The sequence below is a fragment of the Kitasatospora sp. NPDC048407 genome (genome assembly GCF_043200475.1).
Taxonomy (GTDB): Bacteria; Actinomycetota; Actinomycetes; order Streptomycetales; family Streptomycetaceae; genus Kitasatospora.
Map to the genome: position 1 here is coordinate 351794 of NZ_JBICXW010000001.1, position 15831 is coordinate 367624.

Annotated in this window: 10 protein-coding genes and 1 riboswitch; of the genes, 3 read left to right on the plus strand and 7 right to left on the minus strand. The window is 73.0% G+C overall.

The features are described 5' to 3' along the window. Positions 1-86: 86 nt before the first annotated feature. Entirely contained in the window at positions 87-827 is a 741-nt protein-coding gene (locus ACGFWJ_RS01715; RefSeq protein WP_392944158.1) for a cobalt-precorrin-6A reductase, read from the plus strand. Here ACGFWJ_RS01715 and ACGFWJ_RS01720 read toward each other — a convergent pair. Genes ACGFWJ_RS01720 through ACGFWJ_RS01730 form a run of 3 tightly spaced genes read right to left on the minus strand, consistent with a single transcriptional unit; the run spans position 824 to position 4694 of the window. After that, complete coding sequence (locus tag ACGFWJ_RS01720) at positions 824-2419, minus strand: precorrin-2 C(20)-methyltransferase (protein ID WP_392944160.1); 1596 nt, start codon at positions 2417-2419, stop codon at positions 824-826. The genes ACGFWJ_RS01715 and ACGFWJ_RS01720 overlap by 4 nt on opposite strands. After that, complete coding sequence (locus tag ACGFWJ_RS01725) at positions 2416-3042, minus strand: precorrin-8X methylmutase (protein WP_387634233.1); 627 nt, start codon at positions 3040-3042, stop codon at positions 2416-2418. Before ACGFWJ_RS01725 ends, ACGFWJ_RS01720 begins: the two co-directional genes overlap by 4 nt. After that, positions 3039-4694 carry a hypothetical protein gene (locus ACGFWJ_RS01730; protein WP_392944162.1) on the minus strand — a complete coding sequence of 552 codons (1656 nt, stop codon included), beginning with the start codon at positions 4692-4694 and terminating at the stop codon, positions 3039-3041. The genes ACGFWJ_RS01725 and ACGFWJ_RS01730 overlap by 4 nt, the downstream gene beginning before the upstream one ends. Positions 4695-4918: 224 nt before the next feature. After that, positions 4919-5057, plus strand: a riboswitch (cobalamin riboswitch). A gap of 286 nt (positions 5058-5343) precedes the next feature. On the opposite strand from ACGFWJ_RS01730, the gene cobN reads away from it, so the two are divergent. Continuing rightward, positions 5344-8952: a cobaltochelatase subunit CobN gene (cobN, locus tag ACGFWJ_RS01735; RefSeq protein ID WP_392944164.1), complete on the plus strand. Its 3609-nt coding sequence runs from the start codon at positions 5344-5346 to the stop codon at positions 8950-8952. A gap of 123 nt (positions 8953-9075) precedes the next feature. Continuing rightward, positions 9076-10632 carry an apolipoprotein N-acyltransferase gene (lnt, locus tag ACGFWJ_RS01740; protein ID WP_392944166.1) on the plus strand — a complete coding sequence of 519 codons (1557 nt, stop codon included), beginning with the start codon at positions 9076-9078 and terminating at the stop codon, positions 10630-10632. A gap of 178 nt (positions 10633-10810) precedes the next feature. Here lnt and ACGFWJ_RS01745 read toward each other — a convergent pair whose 3' ends face one another. The 4 genes from ACGFWJ_RS01745 to ACGFWJ_RS01760 form a co-directional block, all read right to left on the minus strand. Beyond that, complete coding sequence (locus ACGFWJ_RS01745) at positions 10811-11560, minus strand: VOC family protein (RefSeq protein ID WP_392944168.1); 750 nt, start codon at positions 11558-11560, stop codon at positions 10811-10813. 11 nt (positions 11561-11571) lie between these two features. Then, complete coding sequence (locus tag ACGFWJ_RS01750) at positions 11572-12486, minus strand: NADP-dependent oxidoreductase (protein WP_392944170.1); 915 nt, start codon at positions 12484-12486, stop codon at positions 11572-11574. 118 nt (positions 12487-12604) lie between these two features. Beyond that, on the minus strand, positions 12605-14845 hold the full coding sequence (locus ACGFWJ_RS01755; protein WP_392944172.1) for a putative bifunctional diguanylate cyclase/phosphodiesterase: 2241 nt from the start codon (positions 14843-14845) through the stop codon (positions 12605-12607). Then, the gene (locus ACGFWJ_RS01760) at positions 14842-15648 is read right to left on the minus strand and encodes an SAM-dependent methyltransferase (RefSeq protein ID WP_392944174.1); all 807 of its coding nucleotides are present in this window, start codon (positions 15646-15648) and stop codon (positions 14842-14844) included. Before ACGFWJ_RS01760 ends, ACGFWJ_RS01755 begins: the two co-directional genes overlap by 4 nt. Between the last annotated feature and the right edge of the window lie 183 nt (positions 15649-15831).

Below are 15831 nucleotides of genomic sequence, written 5' to 3' on the forward strand. Positions count from 1 at the left end.
GGGTTCCCGCTCGGGCGGCGCGGGCGGCGCGGGCGGCCCCGGCTAGGCTGGTTGTGTCCGTATCGCGCCGGCCCCTGGAGTCCGCCATGCACGTCCTGATCCTCGGCGGCACCAGCGAGGCCCGCCGGCTGGCGGACGTGCTGGCCGCCGACCCGGCCCTGCGGGTGACCAGCTCGCTGGCCGGACGGGTGGCCCAACCGCGGCTGCCCGCCGGGGAGGTGCGGATCGGTGGCTTCGGTGGCCCGGCCGGCCTCGCCGTATGGCTGCGCACCCACCGGGTGGCCGCGCTGATCGACGCCACCCACCCGTTCGCCGAGACCATGAGCCGCAACGCGGCCCTGGCAGCCGCCGATACCGGCACCCCGCTGCTGGCGCTGCGCCGCCCCAGCTGGCTGCCGCAGGACGGCGACCACTGGCACCCCGTGCCCAACCTGGCCGCCGCGGCCGACGCCCTGCCCGCACTCGGCTCCCGGGTCTTCCTGACCACCGGCCGGCAGGGCATCGCCGCGTTCGCGCACCTCAACACCCTCTGGTTCCTGGCCCGTTCGGTCGAACCGCCGGCGCCCCCGATGCCCGCGTCCGTCGAAGTCCTGCTGGAACGCGGGCCGTTCACCCTCGACGGCGAACGCGAGCTGCTGCGGACGCACCGCATCGACGTGCTGGTCACCAAGGACAGCGGCAGCGCCGCAACCGCCCCCAAGCTGACCGCCGCCCGCGAACGCGGCCTGCCGGTGGTCGTCGTCCAGCGCCCGGCCGCCCCACAGGGCGTGCGGACCGCCCCGGACGTCGCCGGGGCGGTCAACTGGCTGCGCGAGCTGGTGAATTAGTCCTCCGGGTAGCGGCGCGGCGTCCACACCACTTCACGGTCGCCGCCGCGCTGCACCCACTGCGTCTGGGTGGAGCCGATCAGCAGCAGGGTGCGCATGTCGACCTCGGCGGGGTCGAGTTCGGCCAGCGCGACGGTGCGCACCCGCTCGGTGGGGCCACCCACGTCCCGGGCCATCACCACCGGCGTCGCCGGGTCGCGGTACTCCAACAGCAGATCACGCGCCGAACCCACCTGCGTGGTACGGGACTTGGACCCGGGGTTGTACAGCGCGAGCACCAGGTCGGCCTCGGCCGCGGCACGCAGCCGGCGGGCGATCACCTCCCAGGGCTTGAGCCGGTCGGAGAGCGAGATCACCGCGTAGTCGTGGCCGAGCGGCGCACCGGCACGGGACGCGGCGGCGTGCGCGGCCGTCATCCCGGGCAGCACCCGCACGGCGACGTCCCGGTACGGGTCCTGGCAGGCGGCCTCCAGCACGGCGGTGGCCATCGCGAACACGCCCGGGTCGCCCGACGAGACGACCGCGACCCGGCGGCCGCGACGCGCCAACTCCAGGGCGAATTCGGCCCGCACACCCTCGACCTTGTTGTCGGACCCGTGCCGCACCTGCCCCGCCCGGACCGGCACCCGGTCCAGGTACGTGGTGTAGCCGACCAGGTCCGTCGCGTTGGCGAGCGCCCCACGCGCCTCGGGCGTCAGCCACAGCGGCCCCGCCGGGCCGGTCCCGACCACCACGACCTCACCCAACGCCGGTTCGCCGTCGGGGAGTTCCCCTCCCTCTACCGCCAGCGCCTCGAAGGGCTTGCCGTCGGAGTCGAGCGCGGCGACCCGGCTGGGCAGGACGGCGACCGAGAAGTACGGCACGCTGTCGGCCTCGATCTCGGCGAGCCGACCGGTGCGCTCACCTTCCATGGTGGCGCGCTCGACATACCGCGCCTCGTCCAGCCGCCCGGCCCGCTCCAGGGCGCGGCGCACGGCGGGGAAGGTACGGCCGAGTTTCATGATGACGGCCGAGTCGGTGCCGGCGAGGCGCGCCGTCAACTCCTCCTCCGGCAGGGTGCCCGGGATGACCGTCAGGACCTCTTCGGCCTCCACCAGCGGGGTGCCGAGGCGAGCGGCGGCAGCACTGATGGAGGTGACGCCCGGCACCACCTCGGTGGGGTAGCGGTGCGCGAGGCGCTTGTGCATGTGCTGGTAGGAACCGTAGAACAGCGGGTCGCCCTCGGCGAGGACGACCACCATCCGCCCGGCGTCGAGGTGCGCGGCGAGCCGGTCGGACGCCTCCTGGTAGAAGTCGTCCAACGCGCCCCGGTACCCGCCGGGGTGGTCGGTGGTCTCCACGGTGACGGGGTACATCAGCTGCTCTTCTATCTGACCACCCGTCAGATAGCGCTCCGCGATGGCCCGGGCGTGCGAACGTCCGTGCCGCGCACAGTGGTAGGCGATGACGTCGGCCCGGCCGATGAGTTCGGCGGCGCGCACCGTGATCAGCGACGGATCACCCGGCCCGACGCCGACGCCGTACAGCCGCCCGGCCGCCGACGCCCCGGCCGCCGACTGCCCGACCCCGTCGATTTCCTGACGCTCAGTCATTCCTGTTCGCTCGCAATCGCGTTGATCGCGGCAGCGGCGATCGCGCTGCCGCCCCGGCGGCCCCGGACCACCAGGTGTTCCAGTGCGGCCGGGTGTTCGGCCAGGGCCTGCTTGGACTCGGCGGCGCCGATGAAGCCGACCGGGACGCCGATCACGGCGGCGGGCCGGGGCGCGCCGGCCTCGATCAGCTCCAGCAGCCGGAACAGCGAGGTCGGCGCGTTGCCGACGGCAACCACGGCGCCCTCCAACCGGGGCAGCCAGAGTTCCATCGCGGCGGCACTGCGGGTGGTGCCCATGGCGCGGGCGAGTTCGGGCACCGACGGGTCGGTGAGGGTGCAGATCACCTCGTTGTCGGCGGGCAGCCGCTTGCGGGTCACGCCACTGGCAACCATGTTGACGTCGCAGAGGATCGGCGCCCCGGCATGCAGGGCACGCCTGGCGTCGGCGACCACGTTCGGCGACCACAGCAGGTCCTCGACCAGGTCGGTCATGCCGCAGGCATGAATCATCCGCACCGCGACCTGGGCCACATCGGCAGGCAGCGCGGCGAGGTCGGCCTCGGCGCGGATGGTGGCGAAGGACTGGCGGTAGATGGATGCGCCGTCCTTCTCGTAGTCGATCATTCGGTCCTCCGCCATTCGGCATTGCGCGCCTCGGCGACTGCCTCGGCGATGTCGTTCTCGGTGCTGTTGCGCTCGGTGCTGTGGTTCTCGGTGCTGTCGTTCTCGGCGCTGTCGTTCTCGGCGCTGCGGTTCTCGGCGCCGTTGCGCTCGGCGCTGTTGCGCTCGGTGCTGTCGTTCTCGGCGCTGTGGTTCTCGGCGCCGTTGCGCCCGGTGCCGTTGCACCCGATGCCGTTCTGCCCGGTTCTGTCGTTTTTGGTGCTGTTTTTGTCGCCGGTGTTGCAGCCCGCCGAGTTGATCCCTGCGCGGATTATCTCCGCGTAGATGTTCTCCTCGGCGCCACCCCCCGCACCCCCCCTCCCACCGGACCCGATACCCGCACGGACAATCTCGGCGCCGTCACCCCCCGCACCCCGACCGACCTCGCGGGCCCGCCCGTCCACGGCGACCCGGTATCCGGTCGCGGTGGCCAGCACGTCGACCCAGCGACCGGCCGGGTGTCCGCAGCGCCGTTCGCACCCGGACCAGTGAACGGGCAGCCCCACAGCAGGAACGGCGGCTATCGCGCGCACGGCCTGCGCGCGAACGTCGGCAAGCGCTTTCCCGCAACCGGGCAGACCGGTGCAGGCGCTGACGCCCTCCCAGGGGCCGCCGGACTCTACCCGGAAGCCCGCGTCGGCGAGGCGTGGCAACCAGTCGGCACCGGCTCCGGGCACCACGACGCCCCGCCAAGGCGTGAGCCGCACGCTCGCGCCGCCGCCGCACCCCTCCCCCGCCGACGCCAGCGCGTCCGCCAGCAGTCGCCACTGCCCACTGGTCGCACGGCCGAACCGCAGCCCGACCGACACCCCGCCACCGCGACCGCCACCACCGCCACCGTCGACCACCCCGCCCCCACCGCCACCGCCACCGCCACCGCCGGGGATCGCACCCAGCACCGGTCGCTCCCCCGTGAATCGCGGCAGCGGCACGTCGCCGGCGGGCAGTTCGGACTGCACTTCGCGCAGGTGCCAGGCACGGCCGGCGGCCAGGTCGAGGAAGTGGCGGGCGGCGTCGAGGGCGGCGGGGACGGGGTGGTCGACGGTGGAGGCGTGGTCGGCGCGGCCGAGGCGCAGCAGGGCGCGGCCGTCGCCAATTGCGATCAAGGTCACATCGGCGTCGAGGGCGGCGGTGTCGCCGCGGCCGTCGTCGAGGGCGAACAGGAACTTGCCGGAGAGTCGGGCGGCCCAGGGTGCGGCGCACAGGGCGGCGTCCAACTCTCGCACCCAGTACGGGAGATCGACGCCCGGGGCGCCGCGGCCGTCGAGGCCGGCGAGCGGGGAGGCGGCGATGTTGCGGACGCGTTCGTGGGTGTCGGAGGGCAACAGGCCGACGGAGCGGAGCCGTTCGGCGAGGTCGGTGGCGCACTGTTCGCGCAGGCCGCGCAGCTGGAGGTTGCCGCGGGAGGTGATCTCGACTTCGCCGTCGCCCAGCGCGTCGGCCGCGTCGGCCAGGGCGAGTAGCTGATGGTACGTCAAGTAGCCGCCGGGGAGGCGGAGTCGTGCGAGTTGGCCGTCCTCGGCGGGGTGCAGGCGGAGCGCGCCGGGGCAGGCGTCGGCGCGGCCTCGGTCGGGCCCGACGAAGGGTGCCGCAAGGGCGTCGGGTGTGGGTGGCATGGCGGCGAGCATACCCATGGCCGCGATTCGCGCCACCGCCCCGACCACCGCCCCGACCAGCAGCCCGGCCACCACCCGAGTGGCAGCCCCAACCGTCCCCCGGAGCTCGCCCGAAGGTTCCGCGCCAGGGTCAAATCCCCAGTTCAGCGCGGGTTCCCGGGGGCGGAACCGGTGGGGCGTCGCAGGTCACACTCCCGCCGATGGGCCATCAACCCGTACGATGCTGGGCGGGCACCTCTCGGGGTGTCCGCTGCCAGCGACGGCACAGCGGAGGAAGTCCGGTGAGAATCCGGTGCGGTCCCGCCACTGTGACCGCGGCTCAGTGAGCCGTGGGAGCCAGGAACTCCGGCCGTCCTCCACTGCCCGGGGCGAGGACCCCGAGGAAGGTCCGTGCCATGCGCTGCCGCATGCCCGCATCCCGGCGGGTGCCTGTGGGCTCTGTCCCCATCGGGGCATCCACCGGGGCATCCACCGGGCCGTCGTCCGTTGCGACGTCCCCCGGGCCGTCCGTTGCGACGTCCACCGGGCTGTCCATCGCGCCGCCCGCCGGGCCGTTCCGCGTCCTCGACCGCACCTGTGCTCCCACCACCGGGTTGACCGGGTTGACCGGGTTGTCCCCGCTGTTCGAGATGCCCGGGAGGGCTTTCGCATGATCCTGTTGCTGTCCACGTCGGACACGGACCTGCTGAGTGCCCGGGCGTCGAGCGGGCCGGTGCGGTTCCGTTGGGGCAATCCGGCGCGCCTGGATCCCGCCGAGCTGCCTGCCCTGCTGGAGGGTGTGGAGCTGGTGGTGGTGCGTCTGCTGGGTGGGCGTCGGGCCTGGCAGGAGGGGCTGGACGTGCTGCTCGCGGGGCCGCGTCCGGTGGTGGTGCTGACGGGTGAGCAGGCGCCAGACGCGCAGTTGATGGAGTTGTCGACGGTGCCGGCGGGCATCGCGGCGGAGGCGCACGCGTACTTGGCGCACGGTGGTCCGGAGAACCTGGCGGAGCTGGGTGCGTTCCTGTCGGACACGGTGCTGCTGACGGGTCACGGGTTCGCGCCGCCGGCCTCGGCCCCGTCCTGGGGTCCGCTGGAGCGCACCGCCCGCACCTCGGAGGGCCCTTCCGTCGCGGTGCTGTACTACCGGGCGCACCACATGAGCGGCAACACGGCGTTCGTGGAGACGCTCTGCCGGGCGATCGAGGACGAGGGTGCGCAGGCCCGCGCGTACTTCTGCGCGTCGCTGCGCGGTGCGGAGCCGGAGCTGCTGGCGGAGCTGGGCGCGGCCGACGTGATCGTGACGACGGTGCTGGCGGCGGGCGGCACCCGGCCGGCCGACGCGCAGGCGGGCGGGGACGAAGAGGCTTGGGACGCCGGGGAGTTGGCGGCGTTGGACCGGCCGATCCTGCAGGCGCTGTGCCTGACCTGGTCGCGGGCGCAGTGGGCGGGCAGTGACGACGGGCTGTCTCCGTTGGACACGGCGACGCAGGTGGCGGTGCCGGAGTTCGACGGTCGGCTGATCACTGTTCCGTTCTCGTTCAAGGAGGTCGACGAGGACGGGCTTACGGTGTACGCAGCGGACCCGGAGCGTGCGTCGCGGGTCGCCGGGATCGCGGTGCGGCATGCGCGGCTGCGGCACACTCCGGCGTCCGAGCGGCGCCTCGCGCTCGTTCTGTCCGCTTATCCGACCAAGCATGCGCGGGTCGGCAACGCGGTCGGCCTGGACACCCCGGCCTCGGCGATCCGGCTGCTGGAGCGGCTGCGCGCGGAGGGCATGGACCTGGGCGACAGCCTGCCGGGTCTGGACACCGGGACCGGGCACGGCCACGACGGCGACGCGCTGATCCACGCGCTGATCGAGGCGGGCGGCTACGACCAGGCGTGGCTGACGGAGGACCAGCTGTCCCGCAACCCGGTGCGCATCCCGGCCGCCGACTACCGGCGCTGGTACGCCACGCTCCCGGCGGCGCTGCGCGAGCAGGTGGAGGAGCACTGGGGTCCGGCGCCGGGCGAGCTGTATGTCGACCGGTCGCAGAACCCGGACGGCGACATCGTGCTGGCCGGTCTCCGGTCGGGCAATCTGCTGGTGCTGATCCAGCCGCCGCGCGGGTTCGGCGAGAACCCGGTGGCGATCTACCACGACCCGGACCTGCCGCCGAGCCACCACTACTTGGCGGCGTACCGCTGGATCGCGGCGGCGCAGCAGGACGGCGGGTTCGGTGCGCACGCGGTGGTGCACCTGGGCAAGCACGGCAATCTGGAGTGGTTGCCGGGCAAGACGGCGGCACTGTCGGCGGAGTGCGGTCCGGACGCCGCCCTCGGCGATCTGCCGCTCGTGTACCCGTTCCTGGTGAACGATCCGGGTGAGGGTACGCAGGCGAAGCGCCGGGCGCACGCGACGCTGGTCGATCATCTGGTGCCGCCGATGGCGCGGGCCGATTCGTACGGTGACATCGCGCGTCTTGAGCAACTGCTGGACGAGCATTCGAACATCGCGGCGATGGACCCGGCGAAGCTGCCGGCGATCCGGGCGCAGATCTGGACGTTGATCCAGGCCGCGAAGCTGGACCACGACCTGGGGTTGGCGGAGCGGCCGGAGGACGACGGCTTCGACGACTTCCTGCTGCACGTGGACGGTTGGCTGTGCGAGGTGAAGGACGCGCAGATCCGTGACGGTCTGCACGTGCTCGGCCAGGCTCCGCGCGGTACGGACCGGGTCAACATCGTGCTGGCGATCCTGCGGGCGCGGCAGATCTGGGGCGGCGTGCGTGCGCTGCCGGGTCTGCGCGAGGCGCTGGGTCTGGACGAGGCGGCGCTGACGCTGGGGGCGACGGACGCGGCCGAGGCGCAGGCGCGGGCGCTGGTGGAGGCGATGGAGGCGGAGGACTGGAACCCGGCGGCCGTCGCGAAGGTCGCGGCAGGCCTGCCGCCGGCGGTCTCCGAGGTGCTGGCGTTCGCGGCGGCGCAGCTGGTGCCCCGACTCGCCGCGACCACGGACGAGTTGGACGCGGTGCTGCACGCGCTGCAGGGCGGGTTCGTTCCGGCGGGGCCGTCGGGGTCGCCGTTGCGCGGGCTGGTCAATGTGCTGCCGACGGGGCGGAACTTCTACTCGGTGGACCCGAAGGCGGTGCCGAGCCGGCTCGCCTGGGAGACCGGGCAAGCGCTTTCCGCCTCCCTGATCGAACGCTACCGGGCCGACAACGACGGGCAGTTCCCGCCGTCGGTGGGCCTTTCGCTGTGGGGCACCTCGGCGATGCGCACGGCCGGTGACGACATCGCCGAGGCGCTGGCGCTGCTCGGCGTCCGCCCGGTGTGGGACGACGCCTCGCGCCGGGTGACGGGTCTGGAGGCGATTCCGCTCGCCGAGTTGGGCCGTCCCCGGATCGATGTGACGCTGCGTATTTCGGGGTTCTTCCGCGACGCGTTCCCGCACGTGGTGGCGCTGTTGGACGACGCGGTGCGGCTGGCGGCCGGCCAGGAGGAGCCCGCCGAGCAGAACTTCGTCCGGGCGCACGTGCAGGCGGACCTGGCCGAGCACGGTGACGAACGCCGGGCCACCGTCCGGGTGTTCGGCTCGCGTCCGGGCACCTACGGCGCGGGTCTGCTGCAGCTGATCGACAGCCGGGACTGGCGCACGGACGCTGACCTGGCCGAGGTGTACACGGTGTGGGGCGGTTACGCGTACGGGCGGGGGCTGGACGGGCGCCCGGCCCGGGAGGAGATGGAAAGCGCTTACCGCCGGATCACGGTGGCGGCGAAGAACACCGACACCCGCGAGCACGACATCGCCGACTCCGACGACTACTTCCAGTACCACGGCGGCATGGTGGCCACCGTGCGCGCGCTGACGGGCAGCAGCCCGGCGGCGTACATCGGCGACTCGACCCGCCCGGAGACGGTGCGCACCCGCACCCTCACCGAGGAGGCGGCCCGGGTGTTCCGGGCGCGGGTGGTGAACCCGCGCTGGCTGGAGGCGATGCGCCGGCACGGCTACAAGGGCGCGTTCGAGATGGCCGCGACGGTGGACTACCTGTTCGGCTACGACGCCACCACCGGCGTGGTCGCTGACTGGATGTACGAGAAGCTCACCGAGGAGTACGTCCTCGACCCGGTCAACCGCGAGTTCTTCGCCGAGGCCAACCCGTGGGCCCTGCACGGCATTTCGGAGCGTCTGCTGGAGGCCGCCGAGCGCGGCCTGTGGGCGGAGCCGGACCCGGCGCTGCTGGCGGAGCTGCGGCAGGTCTTCCTGGAGACCGAGGGCGACCTGGAAGGCGAATGACCCGGGCCGGGGCAGTGAACACCGGGCCCGCGTGGTGAACGCCGGACGGCACCTCGGACGACACTGACATGTCGGTGATCGAATAGGGGTGCCTTCCACCCCGCCCGGGCGGACAATTTCCACATGAGCCTGCGAATCGCCCTCACCCGCCCGGCGCGCTACGGCGCGCTGGCCGCGGGCGCGCTGCCCGTCCTGACGTTCCCGGGCGCCGGCCTGGCCGTGCTGGCCTGGGTGGCGCTGGTGCCGGGGCTGTTGCTGATGCGGGCGGCGGGCGGGGCGCGCGAGGCGGCGGTGCGCGGCTGGTGGTTCGGCGCGGGGTTCATCCTGACGGCGATGTACTGGCTGATCCCGTCGATCGGCCCGGCGCTGCCGCTGCTGGCGGTGGTGTTCGGGGTGTTGCAGGCGCCGGTGGGTCTGGCCGTGTGGTGGTTGCTGCACGGCGAGTTGACGCCGGGCCGGTCGGCGGCGGCGCTGGTGGTGGTGCCCGCGGTCTGGGTGAGTGCCGAGTTCGCCCGGTCCTGGCATGCGCTGGGCGGGCCGTGGGCGTTGCTGGGCGCGTCGCAGTGGGAGCATCCGGCGGTGCTCGGCCTGGCCTCGATCGGCGGGGTGTGGCTGGTGAGCTGGGCGCTGGTCACCGTCAACACCGCATTGACGATTGTGGTGCTGGCCCGCAGCGTGTGGCCACGGCTGCTGGCGGGCGCGACGGCGCTGGTGTCGGTGCTGGCGGGTCCGTTGGCGTTCGCCGCGCAGGCCGCGCCGGCCTCGCGCGGTTCGGCGTCGGTGGCGCTGGTGCAGGCGGGCCAGACGCCGGACGAGCAGGCCCGGTTGGAGGCGAACATCCGGATCACCCGGTCGCTGGCGGGCCGGCCCGTGGACCTGGTGGTGTGGGGCGAGAGTTCGACCACCGCCGACCTGGACCGGGGCAGCGCGACGCTGAACCGGCTGACGGCGCTGTCCGCCTCGACGGGCGCGCAGCTGATGGTCGGCGAGGACGCCCGGAAGGCGGACGGCCGGATCTCCAAGGACGCGGTACTGATCGACCCTTCGGGCATCGTGGCCCGCTACCGGAAGATCCGGCTGGTGCCGTTCGGCGAGTACATTCCGCTGCGCCCGCTGCTGGGTTGGATCGCGGGGGTGAGCTCGGCGGCGGGCGAGAACCGGGCGCCGGGCCACTCGCTGCACCTCCTGCCGGTGGTGGGCCGGGACGGCCGTCCGCTGCCGGTCGGCGCGCTGATCTGCTTCGAGTCGGCGTTCCCGGACATGTCGCGCAGCGTGTCCCGGGAGGGCGCCGAGCTGATCGTCTACCAGTCGGCGACCTCGACCTTCCAGTCCACCTGGGCCCCGGCGCAGCACGCCTCACTGGGCGCGATCCGGGCGGCCGAGACCGGCCGGCCGGTGGTGCAGGCGGCGTTGACGGGCGAGTCGGTGGCGTACGACGCGCAGGGCCGACGGCTGGCGCTCCTGACCACGGCCGAGTCGGGGGTGGTGACGGTGCGGGTGTCGCCGGCCGATCCGACGGCCCGGACGTGGTACGTCCGCCTCGGCGACTGGGTGCCGCTGTCGGCGCTGGTGGTGACGGCGGCGGCCGGGGCGGCGGGCGCGCTGCCCCGGCTGCGCGAGCGCCGTCGCCGGGGCGAGCCGACCGCGCCCTCGCCGGACCTGCCGTCGGCCAGGGTCTGAACTCCCTTGCCGCGCAACACAGTCGGGACCGCTGCGCGAACTCCCCTCCCTCACCGGCGAATCGGCCACAACTCCCGCCCCTCACCGGCGAACCGGCCACAACTCCCGTCCCTCACCGGCGAACCGGCGAACCGGCCACAACTCCCGCGCCCCGCAGGCAGGTCGACCCGCCCCGACCTCAACTCTCCGGGTAGGCCACGTGGATGCCGAACACCGCGCCCTGCGGGTCGCGCAGCACGGCGAGGCGCGGGCCGTCGGGGACGTCGGTGGGTGGCAGCGTGACGGTGGCGCCGAGCAGCGCGGCGCGTTCCGCGCTGAGGTCGACGTCGGCGACCGCGAAGTACGGCATCCAGTAGGGCGGGACTTCGGCCGGGAACTGGTCGGCCATGTCCATCATTCCGCCGAAGTCCCGTCCGCCCAGGCCGAATTGGGCGTACATCTCGCCGATGGTGACGCTCCAGCCGAACACCAGGGGGTAGAACTCGGTGGCGCCTTTCGGGTCGCGGGTGGCGAGTTCCACCCAGCCGAGCGCGCCAGGTTCGTTCATCACGTCGCAGCCGCGCAGGGTCAGGGGCTGCCAGCCGCAGAAGACCGCGCCGCCGGGGTCGCGGGCGACGATGAACCGGCCCCAGTCGAAGGCGTCCCTCGGCGGGACGATCAGGCTGCCGCCGCCGGCGGTGATCTTCTCGGCGGTGGCGTCGACGTCGGGGCTGTAGAAGCTGATGTTCCACGCGGTGGGCTGTTCGGGCTTCGCCAACCCGACCAGTCCGGCGACGAGTTGGTCGCCGGCGTAGAGCCGGGTGTAGCCCATCGCCTTCTCGACGGGGATGGGTTCGGTGCGCCAGCCGAACAGTTCGTGGTAGAAGGTCCGGGCCGCGATGGGGTCCTTGGTGGACAGTTCGACCCAGCAGGGCGCTCCGGGTGTCAACTCGGTGATTTTCACGGGCGGTTCATCTCCAGGATCAGCTTGCCGCGGGCGTGCCCGGACTCGACCTCTGCGATGGCTTCGGCGGCGCGCTCCAGCGGGTACCTGGCGCTGATCTGCGCGTCGAGTGCCCCGTCGGCGACCATTTCGGCGAGGACGGTGAGCACGGTCGCGGTGCCGTCGCGTCGTACGTACGCGCCGCCGAGCTCTTCGGCGGTGGCGCGGTCGGCGGTGGACACCAGCCGTCCGGGCCGGCGCAGTGCCCCGGCGACGTCGCGGACGGCGGCTCCGCCGACCAGGTCGAGGATCGCGTCCACACCGTGGGGGGCGGCTTCGCGGAGCCGTTCGGCGACGCCGTCGCCGTAGCGGACGGGTGTTCCGCCGAGGGTGCGGACGTGGTCGGCGCTGGCGGCGCCGGCGGTGCCGAGGACGGTGATGCCGCGGGCGCGGGCGATCTGGGTGGCGGCGCTGCCGACGCCGCCGGAGATGCCGACGATGAGCAGGGTCTCGCCGGGCACCAGGTCGAGTTGCTGGAGCGCGTCGTACGCGGTGGCGGCGGCGACGGGCAGTGCGGCGGCCTGGTCGAAGCCGACGGCGGCGGGTTTGCGGGCGGTGGCGCGGGCGGACAGCAGCACCTGTTCGGCGAACGCCCCGGCGGGCGCGATGCCGAAGACCTCGTCGCCGACGGCGAACCCGTTGACCTCCTCCCCCACGGCGGTGACCACGCCCGCGGCTTCGCTGCCCATCACCAGCGGCGGTTCGGCGGCCGTCCCGAACCAGCCTTCGCGTTTCTTCCAGTCGGCCGGGTTGACGCCGGCCGCTCTGACCTCGATCCGCACCCCGCCGGGGCCGGGTTCGGGCAGCGGCCGGTCCAGGAACGTCTGCTGCTCCGGCCCGCCGTACGCGACGAACCCGAATGCCTTCACCATCTCGTCCCGCCTCTTCCTGCTCTCCGGTTCCGCCCCGACGCCCCTCAGCTTGCCGGGGTACCGGCCGGTAGCAAGGGGCGGGTGGGCCGAACGGGAGCGCGGAACCCCCGGCGGGAACTCAGGTGTCGCTGTCGGAGCCGGGTGCGGGTTCGGTCCCGGCGGCGTACTCCCGCCCGAGGACGAAAGGCCGGGGCACGCCGTCGGGTGCGTGCCTGCGGTCGACGCCGTCCGGGCCGGTCCCGGCCTCGAGGGCGATCTCGGCCGCGCGTTCCGGGTCGCCCTCGGCGATCCGGCGGGCGATCTCGGCGGGCCGTACGGGGCGGCCGAAGTGCCAGCCCTGGGCGAGGTCGCAGCCCATCAGCCGCAGCCGTTCGGCGTCGGCGCGGCTCTCCACGCCTTCGGCGGTGACGGACAGGCCGAGGGTGTGGGCGAGCGAGACCAGGCCGCTGACGATGCGCCAGCCGAGATGGGTGTCCTTGGCGGGGTCGTGCAGGTCGCCGACGAACGACCCGGCGATCTTCAGGTTGGACACCGGCAGGTCGCGCAGGTAGGCGAGGTTGGACCAGCCGGTGCCGAAGTCGTCGACGGCCAGCGAGACGCCCATGTCGACGAGGGCGTGCAGGGCCTTGAGGGCTTCGTCCTCGGGGCCGACCACGGTGGATTCGGTGATCTCGAGTTGCAGCATGGACGGGTCGAGCCCGGTGTTGCGCAGGATCCGGTCGATGTCGGCGACGAGGCCGGCGTTGCGGGCCTGCCGGACGGCCAGGTTGACGCTCAGCTTGGGTGCCCGGTCGCCGAATCTGGCGACCCAGTCGGCGGCCTGTTCGCAGGCCTGTTCCAGCACCCAGCGGCCGAGCGGCATGATCAGCCCGGTCTCCTCGGCGACGCCGACGAACTTCTCGGGGCCGATCACGCCGTGTTCCGGGTCGCGCCAGCGCACCAGTGCCTCGACGCCGGTCATCGCGCCGGTGGAGAGGTCGATCATCGGCTGGTAGTCGATGAAGAACTCGCCGCGGTCGAGCGCGGCGGGCATGCGCACCGATACGGCGTATCGGCTGACGGCGCGCGCGTTCTCCTTCGGGTCGAACAGCGTCCAGCGGCCGCGTCCGGCTTCCTTGGCGCGGTACAGCGTCAGGTCGGCGGCGCGGACGGCGGCGCCGGGGGTGGTGCTGGAGATCCGGCGTTCGAGGACGCCGACGCTGGCGCCGACGGCAAGCCGGTGGTCGCCGATCACCACGGGCTTGGTGAGCGCGGCGAGGACGGTCTTGGCGGCGGCGACGGCTTCCTGTTCGCCGCGGCAGTTCTCCAGCAGGACGACGAACTCGTCGCCGCCGAGCCGGGCCACCATGTGTCCGAGCGGGCTGAGCGCGGACTCCAGGCGGCCGGCGACCACGGTGAGCAGCTGGTCGCCCATGTCGTGGCCGAGGCTGTCGTTGACGACCTTGAAACCGTCCAGGTCGACGTAGCACAGGCCGAAACGTTCGTCCGGCTCGGGCGATTCGAAGAGCCGCTCCAGCCGTTCGAAGAACGCCGCGCGGTTGGGCAGGCCGGTCAGCGGGTCGTGGGTGGCCTGGTGGCGCAGGCGTTCCTGGAGCCGGTAGCGGTCGGTGACGTCCTCCAGCATCGCGACCTGGTACAGCGGCGAGCCGTCGTCGTCGCGGATCAGCGAGACCGTGAGGTGCGTCCAGACCACTTCGCCGTCGCGCCGGTAGTACGGCTTGTCGAACTGGAAGTACTCGCGCTTGCCGCTGATCAGTTCCTCGTAGGCCTCCCACACGCCGGGGGTGTCCTCGGGGTGCATCAGGTCGTTGACGCGGACGCCCTGCATGTCCTCGGGGCCGCCGCCGAAGATCTCGCCGAGGGCCCGGTTGACGGCGAGGATGTTGCCATCGGTGTCGCCGAGGCCGATGCCGATCGCCGCGGATTCGAACAGAGCGCGGAAGCGTGCCTCGGAAACCCGCAGCGCCTTCTCCACCTCCTGCCGGGCGGTGTCGGCGGCCAGCCGGATCGCCTCCTGCTCGTTCAGGGTGCGTTCGCGCAGAGCGGCCGCCCAGCCGGCCGCGAAAGCGCCCGACAGGGCGGGGCCGCGGCCGTCGGGGACGGGCTGGGTCTGGATCAACTGAACGGCGTCGGACAGCAGTTGGGGATCGGTGAAGTGGTTGTCGATCAGCAGGGCGCCGACCTGCCCGGCAAGCTCCGGGCGGAACGGGCGTTCCAGGGCGGCGCGGCGCAGCAGGTCGGCGGTCCGCGCGATCAGCGGGTTGAGGACGCCGGGGCGCACCGCCGCGCCGTGTCCGGTGCGCAGCATGGCGGCCCAGGCGGTGCGGAACCCGTGGTCGGGAGCGGCCGCCTCGTTCATGACAGGCGTCCGACGCCGGCCATCCCGGTGATCCGCTCGGGGTGCGGGTCGACGGCGTCGGCGTCGTCGGGGCGCCACTGGGACAGGTAGACCACCCCTGGTTCGACCAGGTCGAAGCCGTCGAAGAAGGAGGTGATCCGTTCGCGGCTGCGCATGGTGAGCGGGGTGGGGGTGGCGCGGTACAGGTCCTGGTGGGATTCGGCCTTGTCGGGGCGGCCGTCGAGGGAGGCGTGCGAGAGGATCAGCGCGCTGCCGCTGGGGAGGGCTTCGCGGAGTTTGGCGAGGATCTTCTCGGGCTCGTCGTCGTCGGTGACGAAGTGCATCACGGCGTTGAGGATGACGGCGACGGGTTCGCCGGGGGCGAGCAGCTCTTCGACCTCGGGGCGGGAGAGCAGGTCCTCGGTGTTGCGCAGGTCGGCGTCGACGACCTGGCACAGGGGGTCGTCGGCGAGGATCAAGCGGCTGTGGGCGACGGCGACCGGGTCCATGTCGATGTAGACGACGCGGGCGTCGGGCTGGTACTCGCGGGCCACTTCGTGGACGGCGCCGAAGGTGGGGATGCCGGAGCCGATGTCGAGGAAGCGGCTGATGCCTTCGGCTGCGACGTACTGGGTGGCGCGGTGCAGGAAGGCGCGGTTGGCCCGCATGATCTTGGGCAGGTCCGGCCAGAGTTCCATGGCCTTGCGCGCCATCCGCCGGTCGACCTCGAAGTTGTGCGAACCGCCGAGGTAGTAGTCGTAGACCCGGGCGGCATTGGGCTTGTCGAGGTCGGTCCCCGCAGGCACCCAGTTCGGACGCGCCATGACGGCACCCCTTCCGGCGGGCAATCGGTCGAAAAATGGCAACAGGACATAAAGATCTTCCTACACTTCGGATCCCCTCGGCAAGCGGCGTCGTCCGACCGGGCGTAGCGATCACCGCTGGCCGCAGGGCATCGACGGCCGCCGGTCCCGGCCACGAGGCAGCCGCCTGCCGGCGGGGCCTGC

Excerpts from the sequence above, each read along its gene's own strand:
- ACGFWJ_RS01715 (WP_392944158.1), top strand. The coding sequence starts at position 87 with ATGCACGTCCTGATCCTCGGCGGCACCAGCGAGGCCCGCCGGCTGGCG.
- ACGFWJ_RS01720 (WP_392944160.1), bottom strand. The coding sequence starts at position 2,419 with ATGACTGAGCGTCAGGAAATCGACGGGGTCGGGCAGTCGGCGGCCGGG.
- ACGFWJ_RS01725 (WP_387634233.1), bottom strand. The coding sequence starts at position 3,042 with ATGATCGACTACGAGAAGGACGGCGCATCCATCTACCGCCAGTCCTTC.
- ACGFWJ_RS01730 (WP_392944162.1), bottom strand. The coding sequence starts at position 4,694 with ATGCCACCCACACCCGACGCCCTTGCGGCACCCTTCGTCGGGCCCGAC.
- cobN (WP_392944164.1), top strand. The coding sequence starts at position 5,344 with ATGATCCTGTTGCTGTCCACGTCGGACACGGACCTGCTGAGTGCCCGG.
- lnt (WP_392944166.1), top strand. The coding sequence starts at position 9,076 with ATGAGCCTGCGAATCGCCCTCACCCGCCCGGCGCGCTACGGCGCGCTG.
- ACGFWJ_RS01750 (WP_392944170.1), bottom strand. The coding sequence starts at position 12,486 with ATGGTGAAGGCATTCGGGTTCGTCGCGTACGGCGGGCCGGAGCAGCAG.
- ACGFWJ_RS01755 (WP_392944172.1), bottom strand. The coding sequence starts at position 14,845 with ATGAACGAGGCGGCCGCTCCCGACCACGGGTTCCGCACCGCCTGGGCC.
- ACGFWJ_RS01760 (WP_392944174.1), bottom strand. The coding sequence starts at position 15,648 with ATGGCGCGTCCGAACTGGGTGCCTGCGGGGACCGACCTCGACAAGCCC.